The organism is Alkaliphilus serpentinus, assembly GCF_009017255.1.
GTDB lineage: Bacteria > Bacillota > Clostridia > Peptostreptococcales > Natronincolaceae > Alkaliphilus_D > Alkaliphilus_D serpentinus.
On record NZ_WBZB01000024.1, the window covers coordinates 1 to 15,565 of the forward strand.

A 15,565-nucleotide genomic window follows, 5' to 3' on the forward strand; every position below is an offset into this window, starting at 1 on the left:
AAACAAAAGTATTTTAACCATAGAAAATTAACGCATGAAATGCTTTTGTTCTAAGAAGTCAACTTGTGACCTATTGTTACTCTTCATTTAAATGGAAGGCATCGTGAAGGAGATTTACGGCTTTTATTGCATCCTCCTCTGGTACTAAGCAGGATATTGTGGAATGGGAATCGGAACTTTGTAATATCTTGACTCCTCCCCTTGAAAGGGCCTCAACTATTGTGGCCATTACACCAGGAATTCCTGTAATTCTGCTGCCTACTATTGTAACCTTACTACACTTTTCCTTAATATCATAGGGTATTTGAAGCTCTTCTAAAAGCTCCTTAAGTAAGGGTATCTGCCCTTCGTTAATGGTGAAAACCTTTCGATCAAGAAAGAAGTTGATCATATCAATACTAATTTTAGCCTTGGCAAGGGTAGATAGGAATTCGCTTTCTCTTTTGAAATCATTATCAAATATAACAAAAACCTGAGCAATATTGTTTTGATGAGTTATGGCGGTAAGGAGCCTTTTATTAATCCTATTAGAATAGGGGCTTCCTCCATTATTTTTTGAATAATGTATTGAGGTTCCAGGATGCTGGGATAGAGTATTCTTAATCCTTACCAGTAGGTTTTCCCTTTGGGCAATCTCAACTGCCCTAGGATGGATAACCTTAGCACCTTTGTCGGCCATTTGAAAAACTTCTTCGTAATTAATTTCATCGATGATTTTGGCTGAAGGGACAACATTTGGGTCAGCTGTCATAATTCCATCAACATCTGTGAAAATCTCAACATATTCTGCATTGAGGGCTACCCCAAGGGCCGTAGCTGTGGTATCGCTACCTCCTCTCCCAAGGGTAGTGATACTTCCCTCATTGGAAACTCCTTGAAAACCGCAAACGATAACAATAGAACCTCTCTCTAAATGGGTTAATATCTTATTCTCATCTATAGATAGGATTTCGGAACTGCTAAATTGCTCATCTGTTAATATTCCGGCCTGTGCCCCTGTCATAACGATAGGCTTCTCCCCGTACTTTTCTAGAGTAGCTGCCAGAACGGCGGCAGAAATCATCTCGCCACAAGACATCAAAAAATCAAGGGTTCTAAGACCACAGTCAGAATTGTGCTTTAATACTAAACCCCGTAGGGTGTCGGTGGCATAGGGTTCTCCCTTGCGACCCATGGCAGATACTACAACCACTACTGATTTACCTTGGGATTTTGCCTTCAAGATCTTTTCAATTACCATTTCTCTTCGTTCATCAGTTGAAAGGGAGGTTCCGCCAAACTTTTGTACTACAATATTCAATAGTATCACCCCATACATGTGAAATAAATAATATATTAATAAAGTATGCTTTTATATTATAAATGTTCTCTAGGAAAGTCAATATAAATAGTTATACCTAATACTATATTGCAATTTTCTGTGGGATTATATGTGTTTTTCTCCTGTAATAAATCACAACTTTTGATCTATTTCATATCATGTATTGAGACCCAATAGGGCTTAGTAATATGGGAGGTGTTATACATGAGTGAAGCTGTAAAAGGCACAGGTGTTTTAGGAGGATTATTTAGAACAGATACCAGCTTACTGTTCTTCTTCCTACTGCTGGTAATTATCTTCTGCAACTGCAGATTATTCAAAGAATCAGGAGATAGTTTACTTTTCTTCTTCCTACTACTTGTGGTTTTATTTGGTGGTAGAGAATTATTTTGCTGGAGCTAATGCTGAGTAGGGGGACTTTCCCTTCTATTAACACATAAGACTTGGTACACATATACTGTAATATACACTTAATATGGAGGTGAGATTATGGCCAATGCAACTCAAGGTTTATTTGGTGCCTTTAAAAACAATAGCCTATTATTCTTCTTCTTACTGTTGGTGATTATCTTCTGTAATTGCCCATTGATGAGGGAATCAGGCGATAGCTTACTATTCTTCTTCTTATTATTAGTAGTTTTATTTGGCGGAAGATATTTCTTCGTATAGTAGTGCTAATGGGGGGTGTAGAATCACCCCTCATTCACTTAAAGGGATATACAAGAAACCAAAGGCTAGATTCATCAAGCACCATTATTCATCTGTTTCATATGATAAAGTAAGCTGATGATTTAGTTATATACTATTTACATTTAATGAAGATGTGTAGATAGCCAATTTTATCAAATAAAGGTGGTGATAGAATGAGTGAAGTAAAAGCAACCCAAGGTTTTTTAGGCGGTTTATTTGGCGGTGGAAGCAGCGTTTTATTCTTCTTCCTATTACTAGTAATCATCTTTTGCAACTGTGGTATCTTTGCAGCATCAGGTGATAGCTTATTATTCTTCTTATTATTACTAGTGGTACTTTTCGGAGGAAGTAGATTCTTTATCTAAAATTAATACTACATTCGAAGAGGGAGGGAATACCCTCCTTCTTTTATTTTTTCATAGGAAAGTTTGTTTTAAGTCCTCCATCAGAAATCTGATATAATAGTATTGGATAAAATTTGATTGGAGGCTATCTCATGAGATTCATAATGGATGTACATTGTCACACAATAGCCAGTGGTCATGCTTTTAGTACAGTAATGGAGCTAGCCAATTATGCTAAGTCTATAAATTATCAGTTATTGGCAATTACAGATCACGGCCCAGCTATGCCTGGAGCCCCCAAACCTTTATATTTTAAAAATTTAAAGGCTATTCCAGAAGAAATTAATGGAGTAAGGATTCTAAGGGGAGTGGAGGTTAATATCCTTGATTATGATGGGGGTTTAGATTTATCGGAGGATATTTTAAAGGAAATGGATTTTGTTATTGCAAGCTTCCACAGACCTTGTATAGCTCCATCGTCGATTTTGGAGAATACAAAGGTATTAAGAAAACTAATGGAAAAACCTTATATAAGTATGATTGGTCACCCTGGTAATCCTTTATTTGAAGTGGATATCAAAAGTCTAATAAATGGGGCTAAAGAAACCGGGACTCTAATAGAAATCAATAATAGCTCTTTAAAGCCAAACAGCTTCAGGCTAGGAAGCTATGATAGATGTTATAGAATTTTAGAGGAATCATTAAAGGAAAAAATAATGGTAGCCTTTGGTAGTGATGCCCATATAGCTATGGAAATTGGTAACTTTACCTTTGCTGAAGGGATGCTCAAGGAGCTTAAGGCCTATGATGATTTAATTGTCAACACTTCAGTAGAGAAACTATTTGAGGTATTAAGAAGGAAAGGAAATTTTAAAGGCTAAATCTTGTTAATTTTAAAAATTCTTTTTTAAGTAGCATATTAATGGGTATTCTATGAAATAATCATGTAATATTTTGTAGGAGGTGTATATTATGCTAGTTAAGGAAATTATGACCACAAATGTTATATCTGTCAACAAGGATTCTTTAGTAGGAGAAGCAATAGATTTAATGGTGGAGCACAATGTAAGTGGATTGCCTGTTATTGATGATCATCGGGAACTGGTGGGAATACTAACAGAAACGGATCTAGTAATTGGTAGCAAGAAGTTTAGGCACATCTACTACTACCCCAGTTTCTTCCCTTTGGCAGACGTTTATAAGAACAATAAGACTATAGAGGAGAAACTCAAAAAATTAGTGGAAACAAAAGTAGAGAAGGTAATGACAAAAAAGGTACTTGTAGTTAATGAAGAAGACTCTATAGATAATGTGGTCTCAATAATGGCAGAAAATGAAGTTCATAGGGTTCCTGTAGTAAACCAAGGAAAGCTTGTAGGAATCATTAGTCAAAGAGATATTATTAAAGCCTATGGAAAAATGAAGTTAACAAAATAATATCCAAGAGTTTGACAGATTAATTAGTCTAGACATAAAATTTTAACCGATAAAAAACCAGCATTTCTTCTGGTGAAGCTTCCTGAAAATATAGTGTACAACTAAAATTTCAAGGAGTTCATTTTTAGAAAGCTGGTTTTTATTATGAATTATTTTTAAAGTCTGAAGGCATCCAGTGTCTTTTCGATGTAGAGAACAGTCTTATCTATAGCTGATTTAACAGAAAGGCCGTCATTATTGATCACCTGCATCAGCATTCCTTGATAGATAAGCAAGGTCATGTCGTTTATTTCCCCTACACTTTCTTCAGATATAAAGCCTTCATCTTTAACAGATTCAAGCAAAGTGATGTTTCTAGAATAAATATCGCTTCTTAACAGCATTTTTGTTAAAAACTCAGGATGGGCGGCTATCTCTTCAGGAAATATAGAATAATATTGTTCTGCTGCTTCTTTTATTGAGTAGCTGCCATTATTAAAAAAGATCGTTTCATATACCCGAGGATTATGAAAGGAAAAATGACAGAAGCATCTCCAAATCCTTAAATATTTCTCACGGGAGTCTCTACTTCCTTCTAGAAACTTTGGAAGGCTTTCTACATATTCCTTTAAATAGCTCATGGAATAGAAAAATAATAAATGCTGAAGATTGTCAAAATAATTATATAAAGTAGCGCTATTATAACCCGCATAGTCTGCAATTCTTCTAACTGTGACTCCTTCAAAGCCTTCAGTATCTATAATCCTACGAGTAGCGTCAATAAAGTATCTCATCATACGTTGTTTTTGAATCTCTTTTTTCTCCATAGCCTACCACCATTGTCGTTTTTTTCAAATACTTACCTATTATATCATAAAAATAAAAATTAGAAAGATGTTTTAATGAATAAATGCAATAAGTGATAAAGGTCTTGGCCGAAGCATGTCTTTATAAAAAAATCCCAGAAGATATTCTGGGATTTTTTATTTATAGTTTATCATTACCTTCATTGAAGGCCCTAATGGTATGCTTGAAGTAGGAGAGGGTTTTTTCGATTGCTTCATCAATTGTCGAATCCCATTGACTATATAAAACCCTTGATAGCATACCTTGATAAATCAATATAGTCATGTCATTTATATCACCTATATCATCCTGTGAAATCAGACCTTCTTGACTGATAGCCTCAAGGAGAGTGATGTTTCTAGAGGATATATCATTTTTTAAGAGCATTCTTAAAAGATCCTCGGGTTGGTCTCCAAGCTCCTCTGGAAAAATAGAGTAATATTCCTTAACAGCATCCTTAATGAGGTGACTGTACCTATTAAAGAATAATATATTGTAAATTTTTGGATTGTTGTAGGAAAAGTAACAAAAACATCTCCATATTCTAAAATACTTGTCTAAAGGATCTTTACAACCTGTTAAGTATTCAGGTAAGGCTATCACATAATCCTTCAGATAGTTCATAGATGAAAAAAACAATAGATGATCTAAATTGTCGAAATAATTATAAAGGGTAGCACTATTATAACCTGCAATATCCGCTACCTTTCGCACAGTCACTGCTTCATGTCCTTCATTTTCGACTATAGATTTAGTAGCATCTATAAAATACCTCATCATACGCTTTTTTTGAATATCTTTTTTATACATTCTCATCACCTATGTCAAATTTTAAATACATTATATCACAGTATAAGAAAAATAGCCTACTAAAACAAATATTCAAAAATTTCTAATAAAATAAACATAATTAGTATATAAACATGTTTACTTAACATGAGCATTATGATATAATTGGGATAAAGATTGTTAAATATTTAATAAACGCGTATAGGAGGGAGAATCATCACGATGATTGAATTAAGTAAGGATAACTTTAAAGAAGAGGTGTTGGAGGCTAAGGGTTACATATTGGTGGACTTCTGGAGTGAAAGCTGTGAGCCCTGTAAAGCTTTTATGCCTTCTATGATGGAGTTAGAAGATCAGTACAAGGGGAAACTAAAATTTTGCAAATTAGACACCACTAAAGCCAGACGATTGGCAATATCAGAAAAGATTCTAGGACTTCCAACTGTAGCCTTATATAAGGATGGTGTAAAGCTGGAAGTAAGGACAAAAGACGAGGTTTCAAAGGAAAGCATAGAAGAAATTATTAAGGGTGTAATTAGTTAATTAAAAAAAAAAACCACAGGAGGGTGAGAAATGGAAAAAATTTATGATGTGGTTATTATAGGTGGGGGACCAGCTGGATTATCGGCAGGTTTGTATGCGGGCAGAGGAAAAATGGATGCTTTGATAATAGAAAAGTCCAAAAGAGGTGGACAAATTGTTTCCACCGAGGAAGTAGTAAATGTACCCTGCTCAATTCGAGAAACAACGGGACCCGCAATTATTGAAAGACTAGTGGAGCAAGTTGAAAGCTTTGGAGCCACAATAGTTAAGGATAACATACAAGAAGTAGATTTATCTGGAGAGGTAAAACTCTTAAAGGGATCAAATGGTGAATATAAGGCAAAGTCAGTAATTATAGCCAATGGTGCTAAACCAAGATTATTAGGTGTTAAAGGAGAAGGAAAACTAACTGGAAAAGGAGTATCCTATTGCGCTACCTGTGATGGTGATTTCTTTACAGATTTAGAGGTGTTTGTAGTTGGCGGTGGAGACTCTGCAGTTGAAGAGGCAATGTTCTTAACGAAATTTGCCAGAAAGGTTACAATACTTTGTAGAGAAAGTGCGTTAACCTGCGCAAAATCTATAGCAGAAAAGGCCAACTGTCACAAAAATCTTGAGATTATATATAATACTGAAATCACTGAGATCCATGGTGAAGATATCGTAGAAGGCATGACAATCAAAAATAATGATACCAATGAAGTTAAAAGGATTATGGCCGATGAAGAGGATGGAACCTTTGGTATATTCATATTTATTGGCTTTATACCTCAAACCGAATTATACAAAGGTCTTCTGGAGATGGAGTATGGCTACATAGTAACCAATCAAGATATGCACACCAATATTGAAGGTGTTTATGCAGCGGGAGATTGTAGGGTTAAATCTTTGAGACAGGTGGTTACCGCCATTGCTGATGGTGCAATTGCAGCTGTGCAGGCAGAAAAATATTTAGAATCTAAGGCGTGTAATAATATAAGTCAAGCTAGTTAACATTAAATATTAAAGGATTGATACTACTTTAATATATTGCTCAATTTATGGGTTAATATAAAATAATGAAGAAAGGGTGGTTACCATGGGATTATTTGATGGTAAAAAGGTCATCATAATTGGTGACAGAGATGGTATACCAGGTCCTGCTATGGAGGAGTGCCTTAAGACAACTGGAGCAGAGGTTGTATTTTCAGCAACTGAATGCTTTGTCTGAACGGCTGCTGGTGCAATGGATCTGGAGAATCAAAATAGGGTTAAAAATTTAGTTGAGGACCATGGCGCGGAAAACGTCATAGTACTTCTAGGGGCTGCTGAAGCAGAAGCTGCAGGTTTAGCTGCTGAAACAGTAACCAATGGGGACCCTACCTTCGCAGGTTCATTAGCAGGAGTCCAGTTAGGACTTCGAGTTTATCACGCTGTTGAAAGAGAATTTAAAGAAGCAGTTAATGAAGAAGTTTACGATGAGCAAATCGGCATGATGGAAATGGTTTTAGATGTTGATGCAATCACCTCTGAAATGTCATCCATTAGATCAGAATTTACAAAATATTAGTAGACTATAAACTAGGAAAATTGCATGAGCTCATTTACAGAGAGTTATGCTATTAGAAACTATAGATAAGGATCATGCAATTTTCTAAAATCAAATCTCTTATGAGGGTTGACATCATAAGAATTTTTTATGAGTGGCAGATATCGAAAAATTCTAACAAAAACAAACAAGAATAAAAAATAAACACATTTACAATATAATCTTGAATATGGTATACTAGTACTAAATCTGGTTATAAAAATAACATATATTAATGACAACGTTTTCAAACTAACAAAATATTAAATATTTAATGATACGAAGGGAGTGTAATTGTTATATGAAATTAGAGTTAGGAAATTTCTATGTTAAGGATATCCAATTTGGAGAAAAAACTCAATATAACAACGGTATTCTAACAATCAACAAGAATGCTGCATTATCTGTTGTTAAGGAAGATGAGCATATTACAGAAGCAGATATCGTTATAGTAAAGCCTGGAGACAAAGTAAGATTAGTTCCAGTAAAGGAAGCAATCGAACCTAGACATAGAATTGGTGGAGGACCTCTTTTCCCAGGAGTTACCGGTGATTTATTGCAGGCAGGGGATGGAAAGAGCCATGCCTTAAAGGGCTGCAGTGTTTTAGTTGTTGGAAAGCACTGGGGAGGATTTCAAGATGGTTTAATTGATATGAGTGGTGAAGGAGCAAAATACTCCTACTATTCACAGCTTAAGAATATTGTATTGGTTGCAGATACAGATGAAAACTTTGAAAAACGTGAGCAACAAAAGAAAAACCATGCTTTAAGATGGGCAGGAATGAGGCTAGCTGAGTACATAGGGGCAGCCGTTGCTGATTTACAGCCAGAGGAAGTAGAGGTTTATGAGCTTCCGCCTGTTACTAAAAGGAGCACAGAGACAAGTAAACTACCTAGTGTGGTGATGGTTCTTCAACCACAATCACAAATGGAAGAATTAGGATACAATGACCTATGCTATGGATGGGATTGTAACAGAATGGTACCAACCTTTATGCATCCTAACGAGGTGTTGGATGGAGCAATGATTTCTGGATCCTTTATGCCTTGCTCATCTAAATGGTCTACCTATGATTTTCAAAATTTTCCAATGATCAAGAGGTTGTATCAAGAGCATGGTAAGACAGTCAACTTCCTAGGGGTAATCATGTCAAATCTAAACGTTGCATTAGAGCAAAAACAAAGGGCTGCACAATTCGTTGCTCAAATGGCTAAGTCCTTAGGAGCCGATGCAGCAATTGTTGCTGAAGAAGGCTATGGAAATCCAGATGCAGACTTTATTGCTTGTATAGTGGCTTTAGAGGATGCTGGTGTTAAAACCATTGGATTAACCAATGAATGTACTGGAAGAGATGGAGCTTCACAACCTTTAGTAACCTTAGATGCCAAAGCAGATGCAATAGTATCCTGTGGCAATGTATCTGACTTAATTATATTACCTCCAATGGAGACAGTGATTGGGGAGCTTCAAGCCCTAGCGAGAGATGGTTTGTCTGGAGGATGGGATAACGATACTATATTAGGACCATCTGTTAGAGAAGATGGATCAATCATTATGGAAAACAATGCAATGTTCTGTAGTGACCAAGTAGTTGGATGGTCTACTAAGACAATGAAGGAATTTTAGGAGGTGTGAATAGATGAAAAAGGCGATTCTATATTTAAATCAATTCTTCGGACAAATCGGTGGAGAAGAGTTAGCAGACCATGCACCAGAAATAAGAGAAGGTTTAGTAGGACCAGCTATGGAGCTTAATAAGCAGCTGGGAGATGAAGTAGAGGTTACCCACACCATTATCTGTGGAGACAACTTTATGGGATCTAGACAAGAGGAAGCAATTAATACCATTCTTGGATTTTTAGAAGGAAAAGAGTTTGATATATTCTTCGCTGGACCAGCCTTTAGAGCAGGAAGATATGGTAGTGCCTGCGGTAATATCTGTAAAGCTGTTCAAGATAAGTTTAAGGTTCCTACAATAACCTCCATGAATGATGAAAATCCAGGAGTGGAGATGTTTAGAAAAGAGCTTTTCATTTTCAAGGGTGGTGCCAGTGCTGCAGCCATGAGGAATGATGTTAAAGCAATGGCCCAGTTTGGATTAAAGCTTATAAAAAGAGAAGAGCTACTACCTGCAGAGGAGGAGGGCTACTTTGGAAGGGGCATTCGTAAACAAGTATGGTTGAATCCTCCTGTTGTTGCAACAGAAAGGGTTATAGACATGTTATTGAAAAAGGTTCATGGACAACCCTTTGAAACAGAGCTACCTATTCCAAAGCAGGATTTAGTACCAATAGCTAAAGCTTTGACTGCTGAAGAGCTTAGCAAATTAGAGGTGGCTGTAGTTACATCTGGAGGTATCGTACCAGTAGGTAACCCAGATAGAATCCAATCAGCCTCAGCTACTAAGTGGGGTAAGTATGACATTTCTAAGTTAGAGGATCTTGTAAAGGGTGAGTTTATGACCATCCATGCAGGCTTTGATCCAATGGCAGCAAATAATGATCCAGATGTAATCGTACCCCTTGATGCATTAAGGGCCTATGAGAAGGAAGGAAAAATTGGTGGGGTGTATAAGTATTTCTACTCAACGGTAGGTACTGGAACAACCCAAGCAGAAGCTGCTCGTATGGGTAAAGAGATAGCTGCTGAACTTGTTGAAGCTGGGGTGAAGGCAGTAATATTAACCTCCACCTGAGGTACCTGTACACGTTGCGGTGCAACGATGAACAAAGAAATCGAAAAAGCAGGTATAACAATCGTTCAAATGGCTAATCTTATCCCCGTTGCCAAAACCGTTGGTGCAAACAGAATGGTACCAACCATTTCCATACCTTATCCCCTAGGAGATCCTAATACTCCTAAAGAGCAACAGTGGAAGTTAAGATATCACAGGGTGGGAGTAGCCTTAGATGCCTTAACCACTGAAGTGGATGAGCAAACCGTCTTTAAAGTAAAAATTTAATTCTGCTAGATGTAAAAAGATATAGTTCACCTTAGAGTGGTGTGCTGGTTTTTAAAAATCATTTTCCCAGCATACCACTATTGCATCATAGATTTTGTTAATTTTTTATCAAAAAAAATAAGAAAGAAGGGGATGTAGGAGATGGTAAAAAAGGAGAATAACAATGTCTTTATTATTTCATTAATTGTGGTTTTTGCAATCGTTCTATGGGGATTAATTCTTCCAGAAAATTTTGAGTCAACAGCAACTGCACTTTTTAATTATCTTGTAGGAAACTTTGGATGGTTTTATCTTGTATCAATGTTTTCTTTTGTAGGCTTTTCAATTTGGATTGCCTTTAGTAAATATGGTAAGATCAAGCTTGGTCCAGATGACTCAAAACCAGAGTACAGCTTTATTTCATGGTTTGCAATGTTATTTAGTGCTGGTATGGGAATAGGCCTAGTTTTTTGGGGGATTGCTGAGCCCTTAAATCACTTTATTGCTCCTCTAGGCATGGAAGGGGGAACGGCAGCGGCAGCTAGCTTCGCCATGAAAAAATCCTTTTTCCATTGGGGTTTACACCCATGGGCCAACTACTGTGTATTAGCTCTAGCATTGGCCTATATGCAATTTAGAAAGGGTAAGCCAGGTCTTATCAGTAGTATTTTTATTCCTCTAATTGGAGAAGAAAGGGCTGCAGGTCCAATTGGTAAATTCATTGATATCTTAGCAGTATTTGCAACGGTTGCAGGGGTTGCCACCTCCCTGGGCTTAGGAACTCTACAAATAAATAGTGGTTTAAATTATATGTTTGGTATTCCAGAAAGCTCAACAGCTCAAATTATCATTGTGGCTGTCGTAACGGTTCTATTTATAATATCAGCCACAACTGGATTGGATAAGGGAATAAAATTCCTGTCCAATGTAAATGTAAGTCTTGCAGGAGTTCTGCTGGTTTTAACCCTTCTAGTAGGACCTACACTTCTAATTATCAACTCTTTTACAGAAGGAATTGGAATGTATCTAGGGGAGTTTATTAGAGATAGCTTCCACATAGAAGCCTTTGGTAATGGTGAATGGTTTGGTTGGTGGACAATCTTCTACTGGGCTTGGTGGATCGCATGGGCACCATTTGTAGGTACCTTTATATCCCGTATCTCTAAAGGTAGAACTATTAAAGAGTTTGTTGCTGGAGTATTATTAGCACCAACAATAGCATCCTTTATATGGTTTGCGGTATTTGGTTCAGCTGGTATTAATTTAGGAACAGATATTGCTGCAGAAGCAATAAAGTCTACACCAACAGCCTTCTTCGTGGTAATGAGTAACTATCCTTTGGGTGGATTTATCTCTATAGTAGCGGTTATACTCCTTTGCACCTTCTTTGTAACCTCTGCAGATTCAGCTACCTTTGTTTTAGGTATGATGACCAAAAATGGTGACTTAAACCCTGATAATAAGCGGAAGGTAACATGGGGGATCATTCAATCCCTGTTGGCTTTAACATTAATGCTTGCTGGAGGAGCTGGAGGTCTTGGAATGTTACAAACAGCTTCAATAGCTGCAGCCTTCCCCTTCGCCTTTGTAATGATCTTTGGTATGGTATCCCTTGTTATGGCCTTAAGGAAGGATTATAGTAAATTAAGTTCAAAAGATGAAGCATAATTAATGGTTAATTTAAGCCTCTATTCTTTAGGATAGAGGTTTTTTTATGTGCTAAATTCAATATATGTATTATAATGATAGAGAATAACTACTTTAATATAGAGTAGACTAAAGATAAAAAGGAGACATGATGGTGAATTTTATAGATTTGGGAATAAGAGAAGAGCTTAATAATATCCTAGAGAAGGAGGGAATCACTACACCAACACCAATACAAAGAGAGACTATTCCACTGCTTTTGAGGGGTGAAGATGTCATAGGTCAGGCCCAAACTGGTACCGGCAAAACTCTAGCATTTTTGCTGCCCATAATGGAACAAATAGATATAAATCAAAGCCACATACAGGCCCTAATTGTTACTCCTACACGAGAGCTGGCATTGCAAATAACTAAAGAAGCTCAAAAGCTAGCTAAGGTATTGGGAATCAAGACATTGGCTGCCTATGGGGGTCAAGATGTTGCGGCCCAAGTTAGAAGGCTTAAGGGTAGTATCCATTTGGTTATTGGAACTCCCGGTAGATTATTGGATCATATTGGTAGAGGAACTATAGAATTTAGCTATACCAATTTAATTGTGTTGGATGAAGCAGATATCATGTTGGATATGGGCTTCCTAAAGGATGTTGAAGAAATCATTAATGCAACAGCAGATTCTAGACAAATGATGCTGTTTTCCGCCACAATGCCAAAGGAAATTCGAGGCTTAGCAAAAAAACACATGAAGGAACCTAAGGAGATTCATGTTAAAGGTAAGAGTGTTACTTTAGAGGAAATTAAGCAATATGTTGTTGAAATTACTGATAGGCAAAAACAGAGGGCTCTATTAGATACCCTCAAGGAACTACAGCCCTATATGGGGATTATCTTCTGTCGTACCAAAAGAAGGGCCAAGGCCCTCAATGAAGCCCTGCATCTTCATGGCTATTCCAGTGATGAGCTTCATGGTGACCTTACCCAAGCTAAAAGGGAAAAGGTTATGAATAGCTTCCGGAAGGGGCAAATTCAATTGCTGGTTGCTACAGATATTGTTGCAAGGGGAATTGATGTTGAAGGTATTACCCATATTTTTAATTACGATGTACCCCAGGATATTGAAGGTTATATCCATAGAATAGGTCGAACTGGTAGAGCTGGAGAAGTGGGTATGGCCATAACCTTTGCATCCCCTAAAGACTTTGGGTTTATCAAGGATCTAGAGGCTACCGTAGGATTTAAAATTAAGCGTAGGGAATTAAAATTTGAAGTGGATGATTTACCCAAGATTAAAGACAAAAAGCCTCAAAGAAATAAGAAAGCTGATGAAAAAGCAAAGGGTAAGAGTAAAAATGACTACAGAGATGGTAAGAAGGATGATAAGAAAAAAGACTTAATGAATAAAAAAGATTTAGATAAGAAAAAAGATTACAGGAATGAAAACAAAGATAAAAATAAGAAAAAAGATTACAGAAACGAAAAGAAGGATGGAAATAAGAAAAAAGATTATAGGAAGGAAATTAAAGATAGAGATAGAAGCGAAAACAAAGATGGTTATAAGAAACCTCATCATAAAGAGAATCAAGATCAAAAAGGTAGAGGAATTAAAAGTAATGGGAAGGGCAAGAAAAAAGACAACCCAAGAAGACCCGAGGGAAATCAAAAAAGAAAGTAAGGTGATTTGGCTCCGTAGAGAACACTCTATAGGAGCTTTTTTACAATATTAATACTAGACTATATAGAGAATTTTAGAATATTTTTAGAGGATATTGTTGATTCTTCGGGAATTAACTACTTGTATGATTTCTTATTAAGGGGATGATTGGATTGATATATGATGAGAAAAGAAATTTAAGGGGGATAATAGAATTTGGAAAATATAGATAAAAGAAATAAATTTGAAGTAGAGGTTTTTACATTTAGAGTTACTAAGGATAACAAGGTATTTATATATTGGTATGATAAACAGGTGATGATATTAAAGGGTAAAGATAGTGAAAAGTTCCTAGCAAGGGTTTCTAGTGCAGATAACCGTGAAGCACAACTGATTATGGCAAAAATAACAGGAAATTTTAAGCGGGGCAATGAAAAAAACAATAAAAGGTAAGGGATAACATTAACCAAAGGTTGTATAGAAAAGCTGATGCTAAAAAAGATAATAATATTTAATTTTATTTACAGGAATAGCTTACAGGATTAGTTTATTCCTGTTTTTTTATGGCAAGTTTTCTAAATATAACAAATATTTTCTAGAAGTAAAGGAAAGGGATGTAGAATTATGGAAAAACATTCCATTAAACGACACTTAAAATAGACAAGAAAATGTCAGGGTTCTAGATAAAATAGTAAGTAAACAGATTGTACACATAAAAACTTTAATATGTATAAAGAAAATAAAAATATACAGGATCTCTATGCATAATAAATGAAGAAAAAAAACCTTTTGTAGGGATGTATTAACTGGCATTATTAGGCAATAATTATTCACAATATATACGAAGGGGGTAAAGGGATGATTTACAAATTGAAGAGAAGGAAGAAATACCGATTAAGCTTTATGATTATATCTATGCTGATATTTATAATTCCTTTAGTTACTTATGGAATGGCTACTGATATTTCAAGCCATTGGGCAGAAACTGTGATTAGCCAATGGATTGGAAAAGGATTAGCCAAAGGCTATCCAGATGGAACCTTTAGGCCTGAGAATCCTATTACTAGGGCTGAGTTTATGGCGTTAGTGAATAATGCTTTTCAGTTTTCAGAAGAAGTAGATATTGCCTTTATTGATGTTGCTGAAGATGATTGGTACTTTAAAACAATTAAAAAGGCAAAGGCTGCAGGCTATATACAGGGTTTTCCGGATGGAACAATAAAGCCCAACAATAAGATTACTCGACAAGAGGTTGCAGTAATTATTGCTCGATTAAAGGAACTAGATACAAATGAAGGTGGAGCTAGTAGCTTTAAAGATGTAGATGCCATTGATCATTGGAGCAAGGGCTACATTGGAGCAGTTACCATCTCAGGCTATATGTCTGGATACCCTGATGGGACTTTTTCACCACAAAAACATATTACCCGAGGGGAAGCCCTTTATGCCTTAAATAATGTTATTGATAGCGGAGTTGTAGCCTTAAGTGAAGAGCATCTACTCAATGCAGTGGCTAAACAAGATTTTCTTGGAATTACCTATATTCATGTGGAACTGGCGGAAGTAGCAAAAGCCTCGGTCGTAAGGGCAAACGATATGGACTTAACCTATGATGAAGGGGATGGAAAGTGGAAGGGGACAACATTAGGGTTAAATGTAGGCGATGTAGTAGAAATATTTATTACAGCAGAGGGAGCAGAGGTTACAAGACAGGTAATGGTAAAGAATATGACAGATTAATAATGCTTTTCTAGAGGATTTGGCTTTCAGCAGAGCCTATTTTCTAGAAAACATCTATTAATAAATATTAAA

17 protein-coding genes are annotated in these 15,565 nt (G+C 36.3%); 14 read left to right on the forward strand and 3 right to left on the reverse strand.

All coding sequences use genetic code 11. The features are described from left to right. Window positions 1-76: 76 nt before the first annotated feature. Window positions 77-1,309, reverse strand: coding sequence for an aspartate kinase (gene dapG, locus F8153_RS07780; RefSeq protein ID WP_334296300.1), 1,233 nt, complete (start codon window positions 1,307-1,309; stop codon window positions 77-79). 216 nt (window positions 1,310-1,525) lie between these two features. Here dapG and F8153_RS07785 point away from each other — a divergent pair, with 216 nt between their 5' ends. The 5 genes from F8153_RS07785 (at window position 1,526) to F8153_RS07805 (ending at window position 3,792) form a co-directional block, all read left to right on the forward strand. Then, window positions 1,526-1,723: a hypothetical protein gene (locus F8153_RS07785; protein ID WP_151865798.1), complete on the forward strand. Its 198-nt coding sequence runs from the start codon at window positions 1,526-1,528 to the stop codon at window positions 1,721-1,723. Between the two features lie 87 nt (window positions 1,724-1,810). Beyond that, entirely contained in the window at window positions 1,811-1,990 is a 180-nt protein-coding gene (locus F8153_RS07790) for a hypothetical protein (protein ID WP_151865799.1), read from the forward strand. Window positions 1,991-2,184: 194 nt separating this feature from the next. Then, the gene (locus F8153_RS07795) at window positions 2,185-2,376 is read left to right on the forward strand and encodes a hypothetical protein (RefSeq protein ID WP_151865800.1); all 192 of its coding nucleotides are present in this window, start codon (window positions 2,185-2,187) and stop codon (window positions 2,374-2,376) included. 131 nt (window positions 2,377-2,507) lie between these two features. Then, entirely contained in the window at window positions 2,508-3,236 is a 729-nt protein-coding gene (locus F8153_RS07800; RefSeq protein WP_151865801.1) for a phosphatase, read from the forward strand. A 91-nt stretch (window positions 3,237-3,327) separates the two neighbouring features. Further along, window positions 3,328-3,792 (forward strand): CBS domain-containing protein, encoded by a 465-nt coding sequence (locus F8153_RS07805; RefSeq protein WP_151865802.1) that lies wholly within the window; start codon window positions 3,328-3,330, stop codon window positions 3,790-3,792. A gap of 155 nt (window positions 3,793-3,947) precedes the next feature. On the opposite strand, the gene F8153_RS07810 is transcribed toward F8153_RS07805, so the two are convergent. After that, the gene (locus tag F8153_RS07810; RefSeq protein ID WP_151865803.1) at window positions 3,948-4,598 is read right to left on the reverse strand and encodes a TetR/AcrR family transcriptional regulator; all 651 of its coding nucleotides are present in this window, start codon (window positions 4,596-4,598) and stop codon (window positions 3,948-3,950) included. A gap of 160 nt (window positions 4,599-4,758) precedes the next feature. Beyond that, window positions 4,759-5,427 (reverse strand): TetR/AcrR family transcriptional regulator, encoded by a 669-nt coding sequence (locus F8153_RS07815; RefSeq protein WP_192929718.1) that lies wholly within the window; start codon window positions 5,425-5,427, stop codon window positions 4,759-4,761. Between the two features lie 201 nt (window positions 5,428-5,628). On the opposite strand from F8153_RS07815, the gene trxA reads away from it, so the two are divergent. The 9 genes from trxA to F8153_RS07860 all read left to right on the forward strand — a co-directional run bounded on the left by trxA (window position 5,629) and on the right by F8153_RS07860 (window position 15,493). Next, a complete protein-coding gene (trxA, locus tag F8153_RS07820) occupies window positions 5,629-5,949 on the forward strand; it encodes a thioredoxin TrxA (protein ID WP_151865805.1) in 321 nt (106 codons plus the stop codon). A gap of 30 nt (window positions 5,950-5,979) precedes the next feature. Beyond that, window positions 5,980-6,942, forward strand: a complete 963-nt coding sequence (locus tag F8153_RS07825) for an NAD(P)/FAD-dependent oxidoreductase (RefSeq protein ID WP_151865806.1) — start codon at window positions 5,980-5,982, stop codon at window positions 6,940-6,942. A gap of 85 nt (window positions 6,943-7,027) precedes the next feature. Then, window positions 7,028-7,498: a glycine/sarcosine/betaine reductase complex selenoprotein A gene (grdA, locus tag F8153_RS07830; RefSeq protein WP_151865807.1), complete on the forward strand. Its 471-nt coding sequence runs from the start codon at window positions 7,028-7,030 to the stop codon at window positions 7,496-7,498. Window positions 7,499-7,817: 319 nt separating this feature from the next. Further along, window positions 7,818-9,143, forward strand: coding sequence for a glycine/sarcosine/betaine reductase component B subunit (locus F8153_RS07835; protein WP_151865808.1), 1,326 nt, complete (start codon window positions 7,818-7,820; stop codon window positions 9,141-9,143). Between the two features lie 13 nt (window positions 9,144-9,156). Beyond that, on the forward strand, window positions 9,157-10,479 hold the full coding sequence (grdH, locus tag F8153_RS07840) for a betaine reductase selenoprotein B (protein WP_151865809.1): 1,323 nt from the start codon (window positions 9,157-9,159) through the stop codon (window positions 10,477-10,479). A 141-nt stretch (window positions 10,480-10,620) separates the two neighbouring features. Continuing rightward, entirely contained in the window at window positions 10,621-12,126 is a 1,506-nt protein-coding gene (locus tag F8153_RS07845; RefSeq protein ID WP_151865810.1) for a glycine betaine uptake BCCT transporter, read from the forward strand. A gap of 130 nt (window positions 12,127-12,256) precedes the next feature. Continuing rightward, window positions 12,257-13,774 (forward strand): DEAD/DEAH box helicase, encoded by a 1,518-nt coding sequence (locus F8153_RS07850; RefSeq protein WP_151865811.1) that lies wholly within the window; start codon window positions 12,257-12,259, stop codon window positions 13,772-13,774. A gap of 195 nt (window positions 13,775-13,969) precedes the next feature. Then, entirely contained in the window at window positions 13,970-14,206 is a 237-nt protein-coding gene (locus F8153_RS07855; RefSeq protein WP_151865812.1) for a hypothetical protein, read from the forward strand. Window positions 14,207-14,611: 405 nt separating this feature from the next. Then, entirely contained in the window at window positions 14,612-15,493 is an 882-nt protein-coding gene (locus F8153_RS07860; protein WP_151865813.1) for an S-layer homology domain-containing protein, read from the forward strand. Window positions 15,494-15,565 lie beyond the last annotated feature (72 nt).